13 protein-coding genes are annotated in these 14,533 nt (G+C 50.8%); 11 read left to right on the top strand and 2 right to left on the bottom strand.

Annotation, left to right across the window (positions count from 1 at the left end; translation table 11 throughout):
• Window position 1 precedes the first annotated feature (1 nt).
• The 10 genes from murD to O6P33_RS12885 all read left to right on the top strand — a co-directional run bounded on the left by murD (window position 2) and on the right by O6P33_RS12885 (window position 11,815).
• Window positions 2-1,345 (top strand): UDP-N-acetylmuramoyl-L-alanine--D-glutamate ligase, encoded by a 1,344-nt coding sequence (gene murD / locus O6P33_RS12930; RefSeq protein WP_420094998.1) that lies wholly within the window; start codon window positions 2-4, stop codon window positions 1,343-1,345.
• Complete coding sequence (gene ftsW / locus O6P33_RS12925) at window positions 1,342-2,562, top strand: putative lipid II flippase FtsW (protein ID WP_269818174.1); 1,221 nt, start codon at window positions 1,342-1,344, stop codon at window positions 2,560-2,562. Before murD ends, ftsW begins: the two co-directional genes overlap by 4 nt.
• Entirely contained in the window at window positions 2,552-3,622 is a 1,071-nt protein-coding gene (gene murG, locus O6P33_RS12920; RefSeq protein ID WP_269818173.1) for an undecaprenyldiphospho-muramoylpentapeptide beta-N-acetylglucosaminyltransferase, read from the top strand. Before ftsW ends, murG begins: the two co-directional genes overlap by 11 nt.
• Before the next feature lie 25 nt (window positions 3,623-3,647).
• Window positions 3,648-5,063, top strand: a complete 1,416-nt coding sequence (gene murC, locus O6P33_RS12915) for a UDP-N-acetylmuramate--L-alanine ligase (RefSeq protein WP_269819543.1) — start codon at window positions 3,648-3,650, stop codon at window positions 5,061-5,063.
• Window positions 5,060-5,995, top strand: coding sequence for a D-alanine--D-alanine ligase (locus tag O6P33_RS12910; RefSeq protein WP_269818172.1), 936 nt, complete (start codon window positions 5,060-5,062; stop codon window positions 5,993-5,995). The genes murC and O6P33_RS12910 overlap by 4 nt, the downstream gene beginning before the upstream one ends.
• Window positions 5,996-5,999: 4 nt before the next feature.
• Window positions 6,000-6,851, top strand: coding sequence for a cell division protein FtsQ/DivIB (locus O6P33_RS12905; protein WP_269818171.1), 852 nt, complete (start codon window positions 6,000-6,002; stop codon window positions 6,849-6,851).
• 14 nt (window positions 6,852-6,865) lie between these two features.
• A complete protein-coding gene (ftsA, locus tag O6P33_RS12900) occupies window positions 6,866-8,113 on the top strand; it encodes a cell division protein FtsA (protein WP_269818170.1) in 1,248 nt (415 codons plus the stop codon).
• A 51-nt stretch (window positions 8,114-8,164) separates the two neighbouring features.
• Entirely contained in the window at window positions 8,165-9,355 is a 1,191-nt protein-coding gene (gene ftsZ / locus O6P33_RS12895; protein WP_269818169.1) for a cell division protein FtsZ, read from the top strand.
• Window positions 9,356-9,460: 105 nt separating this feature from the next.
• On the top strand, window positions 9,461-10,372 hold the full coding sequence (lpxC, locus tag O6P33_RS12890) for a UDP-3-O-acyl-N-acetylglucosamine deacetylase (RefSeq protein WP_269818168.1): 912 nt from the start codon (window positions 9,461-9,463) through the stop codon (window positions 10,370-10,372).
• A gap of 195 nt (window positions 10,373-10,567) precedes the next feature.
• On the top strand, window positions 10,568-11,815 hold the full coding sequence (locus tag O6P33_RS12885; RefSeq protein ID WP_269818167.1) for an acyl-CoA dehydrogenase family protein: 1,248 nt from the start codon (window positions 10,568-10,570) through the stop codon (window positions 11,813-11,815).
• Between the two features lie 82 nt (window positions 11,816-11,897).
• Here the strand turns inward: O6P33_RS12885 and O6P33_RS12880 are convergent, their stop codons facing one another.
• Both O6P33_RS12880 and upp read right to left on the bottom strand, forming a co-directional pair.
• Entirely contained in the window at window positions 11,898-13,175 is a 1,278-nt protein-coding gene (locus tag O6P33_RS12880) for a uracil-xanthine permease family protein (RefSeq protein ID WP_269819542.1), read from the bottom strand.
• Window positions 13,176-13,181: 6 nt separating this feature from the next.
• Entirely contained in the window at window positions 13,182-13,820 is a 639-nt protein-coding gene (gene upp, locus O6P33_RS12875) for a uracil phosphoribosyltransferase (RefSeq protein WP_269818166.1), read from the bottom strand.
• A gap of 144 nt (window positions 13,821-13,964) precedes the next feature.
• Between upp and O6P33_RS12870 the strand changes: the two genes are divergently transcribed.
• The gene (locus O6P33_RS12870) at window positions 13,965-14,522 is read left to right on the top strand and encodes a hypoxanthine-guanine phosphoribosyltransferase (protein WP_269818165.1); all 558 of its coding nucleotides are present in this window, start codon (window positions 13,965-13,967) and stop codon (window positions 14,520-14,522) included.
• Window positions 14,523-14,533: the final 11 nt, after the last annotated feature.

Here is a 14,533-nt window from a genome sequence, read left to right as displayed (position 1 = left end):
ACTGGTGCAGAGCAATCGTCAGCAAGCACAGGTCGTGGTCGGCCTGGGTAAAAGTGGTATGTCTCTGGTGCGTTTTTTAGCGCGCCACGGGCAGGCTTTTGCCGTTGCTGACAGCCGTGAGACACCACCAGAGCTCAGTACCTTGCAGCGCGAGTACCCGCAGGTGAGTGTGCATTGTGGTCCATTGTCGGCAGCACAGTTAAGTGCCGCGCAGGTGTTATACGTCAGTCCTGGTTTAGCCTTAAGTACACCGGCACTGCAGGCGGCAATCGCGCAAGGCGTCAGCATCTCTGGGGACATTGATTTGTTTGCTCAATATGCCCGTGCACCCATTGTGGCGATTACCGGCTCTAATGCGAAAAGTACTGTCACCACTTTAGTGGGGCAGATGTTTGCTGCAGCCGGTCTCAAGGTCGCCATTGGCGGTAACTTAGGCGTACCAGCGCTTGACCTGCTGGATGATGCGGTGGATGTGTATGTGATGGAGTTATCCAGCTTTCAGTTGGAAACCACCACTCATCTGCAAGCGCGTGTCGCTGTGTGTTTAAACATCAGTGAAGATCATATGGATCGCTATGACGATCTGCAGGATTATATTGCTGCTAAACAGCGAGTGTTTAACGCTGCCCAGGCGCTGGTAGTAAACCGTGATGATCTGCTCTCGCAGCCTCAGCAAGCGCATACTAGCGTCATTAGTTTTGGCCTGTCGCAACCGGCGGCGGGAGAGTTTGGCTTACGTGAGCACCAAGGTGAAACCTATTTAGCTTATGGGAATGAACTGCTCTTAGCGGTGAGTCGTTTAAAAGTTCGTGGCAGCCACAACTATGCCAATGCTCTGGCCGCTTTGGCCATTGGCGCATCTATGGCACTGCCCATGGCGGCCATGTTGACGGCGCTGCAGGCGTTTGCAGGGCTTGAGCACCGATGCCAGTGGCTGCGCACTAGGCATGGCGTGGATTGGTATAACGACTCCAAAGCCACTAATGTCGGTGCGGCATTAGCGGCCATTGAAGGGCTCGGAGCTGATAGCTCGGGCAAGCTGGTATTGATTGCTGGTGGCGATGGCAAGGGCGCAGACTTTTCCAGCCTGCAGGCACCTGTAGCGCAGTATTGCCGTGCGGTGATTGTTTTGGGGCGTGATGCCGAGCAGGTTGCACAAGCTTTGGCTGCAGCTGTGCCGATTGAGCGAGTCAGCAGCCTGACTGCAGCAGTGCAGTTGGCCGCGCAATTAGCACAAGCAGGCGATAGCGTTTTGTTGGCGCCGGCTTGCGCCAGTCTGGATATGTTCAAAAGCTTTGAAGAGCGTGGTGAAAAATTTGCGCAAGCGCTTGAGGAGTTGCCATGAATATTCGCAACGCGTTTTCGCTGCCGTCACCTTGGCGCCATAACAATCAAATGGACATTGATTTCCCGCTATTAGTGGCTTGCGCATTACTGATGGGCATCGGTTTGGTCATGATTGCCTCGGCGTCATCGGCCATTGCCGATACCAATACCGGCAATACTTTCCATTACTTTATTCGCCACATGATTTATATCGTGGTGGCCTTAACTGCTGGCGCTTTAACGTTATTTGTACCAATGGCAGTGTGGCAGCGCTATAGCGGCTGGCTGCTGGTGTTGGCCTTTTTTGTGTTAATTCTGGTGTTGATTCCGGGCATTGGCCGTGAAGTGAACGGCTCCATGCGCTGGATTGGTGTGGGGGTATTTAATATCCAACCATCGGAACTGGCCAAGCTGTTTATGGTGATTTTCATTGCTGGGTTTTTAGTACGCCGCAAAGATGAGGTTAAGCAGCGCTTGCGCGGTTTACTCAAGCCATTATTTCTCGCGCTGCTGATGGCCGGACTCCTGATTAAAGAACCCGACTATGGCGCTGTGGTGGTGATGCTGGGCACTGTGGTGATCATGCTGTATTTAGGTGGTGTGCGCTTAATGCTGTCACTGCCTTTACTCGCTATTTTGATTTTTGGTTTGGTGCAGTTTGTTGGTCTTGAAGGCTATCACTTGGCGCGCCTAACCAGCTTTACTAACCCGTGGGAGGATCAATACGGCAGTGGTTACCAGCTCACCCAGGCGCTGATTGGTTTTGGCCGTGGCGAGTGGTTTGGTTTGGGCTTGGGGAACAGTATTCAAAAACAATTTTTCCTACCAGAGGCGCATACCGACTTTGTTTTTTCGGTGCTAGCAGAAGAGTTGGGCATGTTTGGCGCTTTAGTGACGTTGCTACTGTTTGCCTTTGTCAGTGTGCGCGCCTTAATGATTGGCGCTTGGGCTGAGCAAGCTAAGCAGTACTACTCAGCCTATGTTGCCTATGGCTTGGCCCTGCTGTGGATTGCGCAAGTGGTGATTAATCTTGGGGTAAATACCGGTTTGTTACCCACTAAAGGTTTAACTCTGCCTTTTATCAGTTATGGCGGTAGCTCCTTAGTGGTCTGCTGCGTGAGTTTAGCGATTTTATTACGGATTGAATGGGAGCGGCGCACGCAATTGCTGTCGGCCAACTCAATGAGTAAGGCGCAAATTGCTGCCATGGCCAAGGGGGTGCGTGATGCGCGGTAATATTTTAATTATGGCGGCCGGTACCGGTGGTCACGTGTTTCCTGCTTTAGCCTGTGCGCAAGAATTTAAAGCTCGCGGTTATCAAGTGCATTGGTTGGGAGCTGGGCGCGGCATTGAAAATGAGCTGGTGCCTGAAGCGGGCTTTACCTTACACACCTTAAAAGTGGATGGTTTGCGTGGCAAAGGCGTGGCTTCATTATTGACGGCCCCCTTTAAACTGCTGGCTGCGCTATGGCAGGCCAAACGCTTAATGGGTCAATTGCAGCCCGTATGTGTTTTAGGCTTCGGTGGTTATGTGACTGGGCCTGGTGGTTTGGCAGCGAAGTTGTCATCAGTGCCGCTGGTGATTCATGAGCAAAATGCCGTGGCGGGAACAGCCAATCGAGCTTTGTCAGTGTTTGCTACGCGGGTGTGTGAGGCTTTTCCGGGGACATTTAAACAGCGCAAAAACTGTGTCACAACCGGCAACCCAGTACGTGAGTCATTGTTTTTAGCAACACCGCGTAATGACTTGCAGCAGCGCGCAGTGAACCTGTTAGTGCTAGGTGGCAGCCTAGGTGCTGAGCCACTGAATAAGTTAGTGCCGGCAGCTTTAGCGCAATTGCCGCAAGAGTTACGCCCAGAGGTTTTTCATCAAGCGGGACGCGAGCACGATCAAATTACCCGCGAGCGTTATGCAGAGGCTGCTGTAGTCGCGCAAGTGGTGCCCTTTATCAGTGATATGGCGCGTGCTTATGCTTGGGCGGATTTAGTTATTTGCCGCGCTGGTGCGTTAACTGTCAGTGAGCTGGCAGCGGCTGGTTTGGCAGCATTTTTAGTGCCACTGCCGCATGCCATTGATGATCACCAAACCCGCAATGCAGAATTTTTGGCAAAGCAAGGCGCTGCTGTCTTGTTGCCGCAACATGCTACTGATGCAGATCGTTTGGCTGCACTGTTAAAAGAGGTATTGATGGATAAGCAACGCATTAAAACCATGGGCGAACAAGCGCGACTACAGGCGCAGCCCGATGCTACACAGCAAGTTATCGCTGTGTGTTTGGAGGTGGCCCGTGGTTGATTTATTACAGCCAACATCAGCAGAAATGCGCCGTATGCGCCGAATTCGCCGCATTCATTTTATTGGTATCGGCGGTACCGGTATGTGTGGGATTGCGGAAGTATTGCGCAACCTGGGCTATGAAGTGTCGGGCTCTGATCTTAAGCCTTCAGCGGTCACTGAGCGCTTGCAAAGCCTTGGGGTGAATGTGGTGTTCGGCCATCACGCGGAAAACGTTGAGCATGCGGATGTATTGGTGGTCTCCAGTGCGATTAATCCATCCAATCCAGAAGTGGCACGGGGCCTAGAGCGCCGTATTCCTGTCGTGCCTCGTGCGGAAATGCTTGCTGAATTGATGCGCTACCGTCATGGCATTGCGGTGGCTGGTACCCATGGCAAAACCACGACAACCAGCTTGTTAGCCTCAGTGTTTGCCGCAGCGGGTCTTGATCCAACCTTTGTGATTGGCGGCCGCTTAAATGCCGCAGGCAGTAACGCGCAGCTGGGTGGCGGTTGCTATCTCATCGCGGAAGCCGATGAAAGCGACGCCAGCTTCTTGCACTTGCAGCCGATGGTGTCGGTGGTGACCAATATTGATGCTGACCACATGAGCACATACGGCGGTGACTTCAATAAGCTGAAGAAAACATTTGTTGATTTTTTACATAACTTACCGTTTTACGGTTTGGCAGTGCTGTGCATTGATGATCCATCAGTGCGGGAAATCGCCAAGCAAGTGAAGCGACCAATGATTACTTACGGCTTCTCCGATGATGCTGATTTGCGTGCGGTGGATATCTCCCAAGCGGGCATGCACACCTCGTTTACCGTATTGCGCAAAGGTCGCGAGCCATTGCCCGTATCGGTGAATATGCCGGGTAAACACAATGTGCTCAATGCTTTGGCGACCATTGCCATTGCCACTGATGAAGGCATTGCTGATTCGGCAATTATCGCAGGTCTATCTGGTTTTGAAGGCGTTGGTCGGCGCTTCCAAGTGTTTGGCGAGTTGCCTGTTGCTGGCGGTAACGTGATGTTGGTGGATGATTATGGTCATCACCCTAGCGAAGTCGCGGCAGTGATTAAAGCAGTGCATGATGGTTGGCCAAACCGTCGCTTAGTGATGGTCTATCAGCCGCACCGTTACAGCCGTACCCGTGATTTATACGAAGATTTTGTACAGGTTTTAGGTGAAACCAATGTGCTACTGATGCTGGAAGTGTACCCAGCTGGGGAAGAACCTATTCCTGGCGCAGGCAGCCGTCAGCTGTGCCATAGCATTCGTCAACGCGGCCGTCTTGATCCTTTATATGTGGAACGTGGTGCTGATTTAGCGCCGTTGTTACAGCCCTTATTACAGCCCGGCGATATTTTACTGTGCCAAGGTGCAGGGGATGTTGCTGGCATTGCGCCGAGTTTAATTAAACACCCGTTATTTAATCCACAGGAGGCGCAGTCATGAGTCAGCCGCTTGCTCCACAAGCTTTTGGCCGAGTTGCTGTTTTGTATGGCGGACACAGTGCTGAGCGTGAGGTTTCGCTTAAATCAGGCGCGGCAGTTTTAGCTGCTCTGCAAGCTGCAGGTGTCGATGCCTTCGCCATTGACGTGGGTGATGATTTGCTTGCGCAGCTGTGTGCAGAGCGCATTGATCGGGCTTTTATTGTCTTGCATGGCCGTGGTGGTGAAGACGGTACGGTGCAGGGCTTGCTAGAGTGTGCGGGTATTCCCTATACCGGCAGTGGCGTGTTGGCCTCGGCTTTAGCCATGGACAAACTGCGCACTAAGCAAATTTGGCACAGTGTCGGTTTACCGACCCCGCGCCATGCCACTCTTAGCAGCGCGCAGGACTGCGAGCAGGCAGCGCAAACCTTAGGTTTCCCCTTAATTGTGAAGCCAGCCAATGAGGGCTCCAGCATTGGTATGGCGAAGGTTGATGACTTAGCCGCGTTACTCACGGCTTGGCAAGCTGCACGCGAGTTTGACTCGCAAGTGTTAGTTGAGCAGTGGATCACCGGGCCAGAGTTTACTGTGGCCATGTTGGGTGGGCAGGTATTACCGCCGATTCGCTTAGCGACCAACAACGCTTTTTATGATTATGAAGCCAAGTACTTATCCAATGAGACGCAGTATCAGATTCCTTGCGGTTTAAACGCGCAAAAAGAAGCGGAGCTGCGCAACTTAACTGCACAGGCATGCCAAGCCTTAGGGGTGACCGGGTGGGGGCGTGCCGATGTGATGCAGGACGCTGAGGGGCGTTTTTGGTTATTAGAGGTAAACACAGTCCCCGGCATGACGGATCACAGCTTAGTGCCAATGGCGGCGCAGGCAGCGGGCTTAGATTTCAGTGCTTTGGTGCTGCAGATTTTGGCTGGCACCTTGCAGGCGCGAGGTTAACCCTGTGGCTAGTGCAACGCAGCAAAAGAAGACTGCCGCTCGGCGTGGGGCGACGCGAAAAGCGCCTGCGCGCGGGGCCAGTCGTGCTGCGTCGCCGAAAAAGTCACGGCAATGGCCGCAGCCGAATTGGAAAATAATTGCTCGTGTGGCTGTGCTTGCATTAGCGCTTGCGCTGTTATTTGGGGTTGCGCGTGGCTGGCCGTTATTGCAGCCGCACATCAACCCACAGATTTCTAAAATCCGTGTGCTTGGTGAGTTAAGCGCGCTGCGGCAAGAAGCAGTAGAGCAGCAGTTGCTGCCCTACAGTACGGGCTTGTTTTTATCCGTGGATATCCAACGGGTGCGCAGTGCCTTAGAGGAATTGCCCTGGGTTGCTAGCGCTGAGGTTAGTCGTATTTGGCCAGATCAGCTGGAGGTTGTGATTCAAGAACAGTTGCCGGTGGCACGTTGGGGCGAGAAAGCGTTGTTGAGCACTCAGGGTTACTTATTTACCACTGCAGACGTTGATGCTTATGCGCACTTACCTCAATTGCTCGGCCCTAAAGATGCGCAGTTGCGAGTGATGCAGCAGTACCTGACGTTTAGTCAGGCGCTGCGGCCTTTAGGTTACTCGATTAAACAGCTGGAAATGCGTGAGCGTGGCAGTTGGTTTTTAACCACACAAACGGGGCTGCAGCTGTTATTTGGACGTGATCACTTGGTGGATAAAATGCGTCGTTTTGCTGTGGTACATGAGAAAGAGTTGAAGCAACAAATTGATAAAATTGAACGGGTTGATTTGCGTTATGCCAATGGCTTGGCCGTTGCTTGGCGCGCCCCGACTGACAGCGAGACTACAGCAGTGGTGGCACAGTGAAGGAGAGAAAATTGATGGCACAAGAGAATAACCACAACATGATTGTTGGTCTTGATATCGGCACGTCCAAAGTTGTGGCGCTGGTCGCCGAAGTCACTCCTGAGGGTGAGCTGAATATTATTGGTATTGGCACCCACCCAACCCGCGGCTTAAAAAAAGGCGTGGTGATTAATATTGAGTCAACCGTGCAATCCTTGCAAAGAGCAATAGAAGAAGCACAGAGCATGGCTGCTTGCCATATTCACTCAGCTTTTGTGGGCATTGCCGGCAGCCATATTCGTAGTCAAAACTCCGATGGCATTGTCGCGATTCGTGATCGCGAGGTCAGTAGCGCGGATTTAGAGCGAGTACTTGATGCAGCTCAGGCTGTAGCCATCCCATCGGATCAAAAAGTGCTGCACACCTTGGCGCAAGATTATGTGATTGATAATCAAGAAGGTGTGCGTGAGCCACTGGGCATGTCCGGTGTGCGTTTAGAGGCACGGGTACATGTGGTGACTTGCGCCATTAACGCTTCACAAAACATTGAGAAGTGTGTGCGCCGCTGTGGCTTAGAAATTGAAGATGTGATTCTTGAGCAGCTGGCCTCGGCCACCGCCGTGCTAACTGATGATGAGAAAGAGCTTGGCGTGTGTTTAGTGGATATCGGTGGTGGTACCACAGACATTGCCATCTTTACCGAAGGCGCGATTCGTCATACGGCAGTGATTCCAATTGCCGGTGATCAAGTCACCAATGACATTGCCATGGCCCTGCGCACACCAACGCAATATGCCGAAGAAATTAAAATTCGTTACGCCTGTGCTTTAGCCAAGTTAGCTGGCCCCGGCGAGACCATTAAAGTGCCGAGTGTGGGCGATCGTCCGCCACGTGAGCTGTCGCGCCAAGCTTTGGCTGAAGTGGTGGAGCCGCGCTACGAAGAACTGTTTAGCCTGATTCTCGCCGAGCTGCGTCGCAGTGGTTACGAGGACATGATTCCAGCAGGCATCGTGCTGACCGGTGGTACCGCCAAAATGGAAGGTGCGATTGAGTTGGCAGAAGAAATTTTCCATATGCCGGTGCGACTAGGAGCGCCCCAAGGCATTAAAGGTATTGGTGATGTTGTCCGCAACCCAGTCTATTCAACCGCGGTTGGTTTACTGGTCTATGGTCTGCGTAAACAGACCGAAGGTACGATTTTACCAGGCCCTGGCTACGAGCATTTAGAAGAAAAAACGCCAGTGTTAACCCGTGTTAAACGCTGGCTACAAAATCAGTTGTAATTAAAAATACCAGTGCAAGCTGGACTATAACGATAAGGGTAGGAGAGAGCTATGTTTGAATTAGTTGACCAGACTCCGCAGAGTGCTGTGATTAAAGTTATCGGTGTCGGTGGTGGTGGCGGTAACGCTGTTAACCACATGGTGGCCAATAATATCGAAGGTGTTGAGTTCATTTGTGCTAACACTGATGCGCAAGCGTTGCGTGATATTACTGCGCGCACTATTTTGCAACTTGGCACTAATGTCACTAAAGGTTTAGGTGCCGGCACCAATCCTGATGTTGGACGTCAAGCTGCTGAAGAAGACCGTGAGCGCATTGCAGAAGTTCTACAAGGAACTGACATGGTATTTATCACCACAGGAATGGGTGGTGGTACCGGTACCGGTGCTGCGCCAATTATTGCGCAAGTGGCAAAAGAAATGGGTATTTTGACTGTGGCGGTTGTCACCCGTCCTTTCCCGTTTGAAGGCCGTCGTCGTTTGCAAATTGCGAACGAGGGTATCCGTGCGTTGAGCGAACACGTGGATTCTTTGATTACTATTCCCAATGAAAAACTTCTGACAATACTGGGCAAAGATGCCAGCTTATTGTCTGCATTTGCTAAAGCCGATGACGTTTTAGCGGGTGCGGTACGGGGTATTTCTGACATCATTAAGCGCCCAGGCATGATTAACGTTGACTTTGCTGACGTTAAGACTGTGATGAGCGAGATGGGTATGGCTATGATGGGCACAGGTTGTGCCAGCGGTCCAAATCGTGCCCGTGAAGCGACCGAAGAAGCGATCCGTAACCCATTGCTCGAAGATGTTAACTTGCACGGTGCGCGGGGTATTTTGGTAAATATCACTGCCGGCCCTGACTTGTCTTTGGGCGAGTACGCTGAAGTGGGTAGCATCATTGAAGAGTTTGCCTCTGATGAAGCTATGGTCAAAGTCGGTACGGTGATTGATCCAGATATGCGTGATGAGCTGCATGTTACTGTGGTCGCTACTGGTTTAGATGCGCGTGTAGAAAAGCCCGTAAAGGTGGTGGATAACACCAGTACGCTAAAAGTCAGCACCACAGTGCCTGCGATGACGCCGGTTCTGGATGATGACAAAGAAGTGAACTATAACCAGTATGATCGTCCGACGACACAGCGCCGTGCAGCCGGTGGGGCAGCGACTGCCAGCAAGCCAAGTAACCAAGAAGAGATGGATTATTTAGATATTCCAGCTTTCTTACGTCGCCAAGCGGATTGAGTAAATGTTTGGTTTGCCGGTTGATTTCTTTATTGGCGCGGCATCTGTTAAGATGCTGCGCATTATTGAAACCTATTCGCAACCAGTATAGCAGCGGCTTAAGTCATGATTAGACAACGCACCTTGAAAAATATTATCCGTGCCACCGGTATCGGTTTGCACTCAGGCGAAAAGGTCTACCTGACTTTGCGTCCGGCAGCAGTGAATACGGGTATCGTATTTCGCCGCATGGATTTAGATCCAGTGGTAGAAATACCTGCTCTAGCAAAAAATGTGGGCGAGACCACTATGTCAACGACGCTGGTTAAAGGCGACGTTAAAGTGGATACCGTTGAGCACCTCTTGTCTGCCATGGCAGGCTTGGGAATTGATAACGCTTACGTCGAGCTATCGGCTTCTGAAGTACCTATCATGGATGGTAGTGCAGGGCCTTTTGTCTTTTTGATCCAGTCCGCTGGATTAGAAGAGCAAGATGCGCCTAAAGAGTTCATCCGGATTTTACGGGAAATTACCGTAGAAGATGGCGAGAAGCGTGCCACTTTTGTTCCTTTTGAAGGGTTTAAAGTGGGCTTTGAAATAGAATTCGACCATCCAGTGTTCGCCGGCCGTACACAAACGGCCTGCGTCGACTTCTCCAGCACTTCTTTTGTAAAAGAAGTGAGTCGTGCCCGCACCTTTGGTTTTATGCGCGATATAGAGTATTTGCGCACCAACAATTTGGCATTAGGCGGCAGCGTCGACAATGCCATTGTTGTGGATGAAGACTCTGTCTTGAACGAAGACGGTTTGCGTTATGAGGATGAGTTCGTTAAACACAAAATCCTCGATGCCATTGGTGATTTATATTTGCTAGGCAAAAGTTTGATTGGTGAGTTCCGTGGCTATAAGTCGGGACATGCGCTAAATAATCTCTTGTTAAGAACGCTTCTAGAGCAGCCTGATGCTTGGGAAGTGGTGACTTTTGCAGATGCAAGCACAGCTCCAATTTCCTATATGCGCCCTGCGGCGGCGATATAGGCTAAGCAGTACTCTTAAACCACCCTTTATGGGTGGTTTTTTTTTGCCTGGCTGTTTCTGTTAGGCATGGTCCAGCTCAGTATTGTTCTTAATGATAATGGTGGTTCATTAAAATCAATAAAGCTTCTGCTTGTGCTGCAGCTCGCCTAGTCTCTGCTTAAATATTGTTGCCCACTGGCAACTTAGGAGGACACTATGGACTTTTCTTATAGCGCAAAAACTCAAGCCTTGCGCGAGCAGTTAACCAACTTTATGGATCAGCACATTGTGCCGCGCATTGGCGCTTGGCAACAAGAAGTTGCCGCGGGCATTTACCCTGTGTCTTTTATGGAAGACTTAAAAGCCTTAGCGCGCTCGGAAGGCTTATGGAATTTATTTTTACCTTCGCTAAAAGACGGTGAGCCAGGTCAGGGTTTGAGTAACCTTGAGTACGCCCCCTTGGCTGAGATCATGGGGCGCGTCAGCTGGGCATCTGAAGTGTTCAACTGTAATGCGCCAGATACAGGCAACATGGAACTGCTGCATATGTTCGCTACTGCAGAGCAGCGTGAGCAGTGGTTGAACCCCTTGCTAGCCGGAGAAATACGTTCGGCATTTGCCATGACAGAGCCAGATGTGGGTTCATCTGATGCCAGTAATATTCAGACTCTGATTCGTCGTGACGGTGATGAGTATGTGATCAATGGCCGTAAATGGTTTATTACTAATGCTGCACACCCTAACTGTAAGTTTATGATCGTCATGGGTAAAACTGACCCAGATGGTGATGCTAAACGTCAACAAAGCATGGTGATTGTGCCCATGGACACCCCGGGTGTTGAGGTTGAACGCAATATCCCAGTGATGAACCATATTGCTCCGGAAGGGCACTGTGAGATCGTCTTGCGTGATGTGCGTGTGCCAGCAGCAAACTTACTCGCTGAAGAGGGCGACGGCTTTATGATGGCGCAGGCGCGCTTAGGGCCGGGTCGTGTGCACCACTGCATGCGTTCGATTGGTATGGCCGAGCTGGCTTTGGAATTGATGGTAGAGCGTGCCCAAGAGCGTAAAACCTTTGGTCGCTACTTGTTTCAGCATGGCAGTGTTTCTGAGTGGATTGCCCGCTCCCGCATGGAAATTGAACAGGCGCGCTTGTTGGTATTAAAAACAGCGTGGATGATTGATGAAGTGGGTGCGCGTACTGCACGTAAAGAGATCGCCATGATTAAAGCTGTCATTCCCACGATGCACTCACAAGTGGTTGATCGTGCGATCCAAGTCTTTGGTGCTATGGGTTTAACCCCTGACACCCCACTGTCTGACTTGTGGATTGGCGCACGTTGCTTACGCCTCGCCGATGGCCCTGATGAGGTGCACTTGCGCAGTATTGCACGCATGGAGTTGCGCGATAGCGAAGCCAAGCGCGGTCATACGGCAGCCTACTTAACGCCACCTGAGCGTTAGTAAGTATTCAACTCGATGAAAACGAAAACAGCCCTGCATTGACAGGGCTGTTTTTTGTGCTTGTGGCGTACTGCTAGAGACCTTAATACAAGGGCGTTTGCTCTTCATCCTCTGGTGATAATTTGGTTTTCCAACCTTCTTGGCCAGGCAGAATTATATTGAGTAATAAGGCAATTACCGCGCAGAGTGAAATGCCTGATAAAGCAAAATCACCGCTGCCAATATGCATTCCGCCAATCCCGAAGACTAAGGTGACTGAGACAATAATCAAGTTGCGGGCTTCGGATAAGTCCACCTGATTACGAATTAAAGTATTTAAACCAACCACCGCAATAGAGCCAAACAGTAGGCACAAAATCCCCCCCATGACCGGCACTGGAATACTTTGCAGGGCTGCTCCAAATTTTCCAATAAAGGCTAGAGCCATAGCAATCACTGCAGCCCATGTCATAATTTTGGGGTTGTAGTTTTTCGTCAGCATGACCGCGCCAGTGACTTCTGCATAGGTTGTATTGGGTGGGCCACCGAGCATGCCGGCCGTGGTGGTGGCTAAGCCATCACCCAGAAGGGTGCGATGCAGACCAGGCTGTTTAATGTAGTTTTGCCCCGTCACACTGCCGATCGCAATGATGCCGCCAATGTGCTCAATGGCCGGAGCTAAAGCCACGGGCAACATAAACAAGATCGCACCAAGGTGAAACTCTGGGGCAACAAAGGCTGGTGGCGCAAACCAAGGTGCTAGAGCAATAGCTTCGGTGCTGACCTGACCTAAAATCACCGCCAAGCTACAGCCAACGATGATACCGGCCAAAATGGGCACTAAACGAAATAGACCGCGGCCTAAAGTGGCGACCGCTAATGTGGTCACTAGGGCTGACATGGAAATGAGCATGGCAGTGGGGTAAGCAATGAGCTGGTTGGCGCCGTCCCCTGACTTACCCATGGCCATATTCACCGCGGTGGGCGAGAGTGCCAAACCAATGCACATGATCACCGGTGCAATTACCACTGGCGGTAAGAGTTTGTCGATAAAGCCGGTACCCTTAAGGCGTACCGCTGCACTGAGCAGCATATACACAGCGCCCGAGGCCATAATTGCACCCAGCACTGCCGGTAAACCAAAGTTGGTTTTGGCGTACAAAATAGGGGCAATAAAGGCAAAGCTTGAGGCCACGAACACTGGCACTTGGCGCTTGGTTACTAGCTGGAAAAGTAATGTACCTATACCCGCAGTAAAAAGCGCAACGTTTGGATCCATGCCGGTAATCAGCGGCATCAGCACTAATGCACCAAAGGCGACAAAGAGCATTTGCGCACCGGCGACAGCCTGACGCCAGATGGGCTCAGGAGGGTGAGTCAGCATTGCTTAGCTCTCCTTTTGCTTGGTACCAAATATTTTGTCTCCGGCATCACCCAGGCCCGGCACAATATAACTGTTGCTGTCTAAGCCTTGGTCAATGGAGGCGGTATAAATAGCTACATCGGGGTGAGCTGCGCTGACTGCGGCAATACCTTCCGGTGCGGCAACTAAGACCATGGCGCGAATTTCTTTACAGCCAGCCTTTTTTAACAGGTCAATGGTGGCAATCATCGAGTTGCCGGTGGCCAACATAGGGTCAATAATTAATGACAGGCGTGCTGGCATATCGGGGGCAAGTTTTTCTAAGTAGGTGTGGGCGGCTAGGGTATCCTCGTTGCGCACCACGCCAACAGCGCTGACTTTAGCGCCTGGAATCAAGCTTAAAACGCCTTCAAGCATACCAATACCAGCGCGTAAAATAGGTACAACAGTGATTTTTTTACCGGCTATTTTCTCAACTTCTACCGCACCGTTCCAACCTTCGATAACGTGGGTTTCTAAGCGCAGGTCTTTAGTCGCTTCATAAGTAAGTAGGGTGCCAAGTTCTTGGGCAAGCTCACGAAAGTTTTTTGTGCTGATATCAGCGCGGCGCATTAAACCAAGTTTGTGACGGATTAGCGGGTGACGGATTTCATGGGCAGACATGAAAAGCTCCAAAGATTAGGTGAAGTAGGTGTCTAGATTAAACGAAATAGAGGCGAAACGGCACTTTGTTTACTATCAATACTTGCTCAAAACAGTCTGTCGCAGTACCTTTTGCCCACTAAACCTTTAACGAAGAGCTCAGTAATGCCTGCTAACCTTGAACATATCCAGCAAATCATGGCCGAAGCCGATACTTTATTCAGCACCGAAGAAGTCGAAGCGGCCATTGACCGTGTTGCTGAGCAGATCAATCAGAAATTATTTGACAGTAACCCTGTGGTTTTTTGTGTGATGAATGGTGGTTTGATTTTTTCTGGAAAATTACTGACCAAGTTAACCTTTCCGCTAGAGCAGTCGTATTTGCACGCCAGTCGCTACCGCAATGAAACCAGCGGCGGCGAACTGTTTTGGAAAGCTAAGCCAGAAGTGTCATTTATGGACCGTGAAGTATTGATTATTGATGATATCTTAGATGAGGGGCATACCCTGACGGCTATTGTGGATTTCTGTAAGCGTGCCGGTGCCAGCAAAGTGCACACTGCTGTTTTAATGGATAAGCAGCATGAGCGTAAAGCGCGCCCTGACTTGAAAGCGGATTTTGTTGGCTTATATTGTGAAGACCGTTATATTTTTGGTTACGGTATGGATTATAAAGGCTACTGGCGTAATGCTGCGGGTATTTATGCGGTAAAAGGCATGTGATATTGGCTAGC

The organism is Denitrificimonas caeni (genome assembly GCF_027498055.1).
In the GTDB taxonomy this organism is placed as follows: domain Bacteria; phylum Pseudomonadota; class Gammaproteobacteria; order Pseudomonadales; family Pseudomonadaceae; genus Denitrificimonas.
Note: the sequence above shows the minus strand (reverse complement) of the source record. Positions and strands in the feature narration are given on the sequence as shown.

What these genes read in the sequence shown, in the direction of transcription:
- ftsA (WP_269818170.1), top strand. Translation starts at nt 6,866, where the DNA reads ATGGCACAAGAGAATAACCACAACATGATTGTTGGTCTTGATATCGGC.
- lpxC (WP_269818168.1), top strand. Translation starts at nt 9,461, where the DNA reads ATGATTAGACAACGCACCTTGAAAAATATTATCCGTGCCACCGGTATC.
- murG (WP_269818173.1), top strand. Translation starts at nt 2,552, where the DNA reads ATGCGCGGTAATATTTTAATTATGGCGGCCGGTACCGGTGGTCACGTG.
- O6P33_RS12870 (WP_269818165.1), top strand. Translation starts at nt 13,965, where the DNA reads ATGCCTGCTAACCTTGAACATATCCAGCAAATCATGGCCGAAGCCGAT.
- ftsZ (WP_269818169.1), top strand. Translation starts at nt 8,165, where the DNA reads ATGTTTGAATTAGTTGACCAGACTCCGCAGAGTGCTGTGATTAAAGTT.
- O6P33_RS12910 (WP_269818172.1), top strand. Translation starts at nt 5,060, where the DNA reads ATGAGTCAGCCGCTTGCTCCACAAGCTTTTGGCCGAGTTGCTGTTTTG.
- murC (WP_269819543.1), top strand. Translation starts at nt 3,648, where the DNA reads ATGCGCCGTATGCGCCGAATTCGCCGCATTCATTTTATTGGTATCGGC.
- O6P33_RS12885 (WP_269818167.1), top strand. Translation starts at nt 10,568, where the DNA reads ATGGACTTTTCTTATAGCGCAAAAACTCAAGCCTTGCGCGAGCAGTTA.
- ftsW (WP_269818174.1), top strand. Translation starts at nt 1,342, where the DNA reads ATGAATATTCGCAACGCGTTTTCGCTGCCGTCACCTTGGCGCCATAAC.
- upp (WP_269818166.1), bottom strand. Translation starts at nt 13,820, where the DNA reads ATGTCTGCCCATGAAATCCGTCACCCGCTAATCCGTCACAAACTTGGT.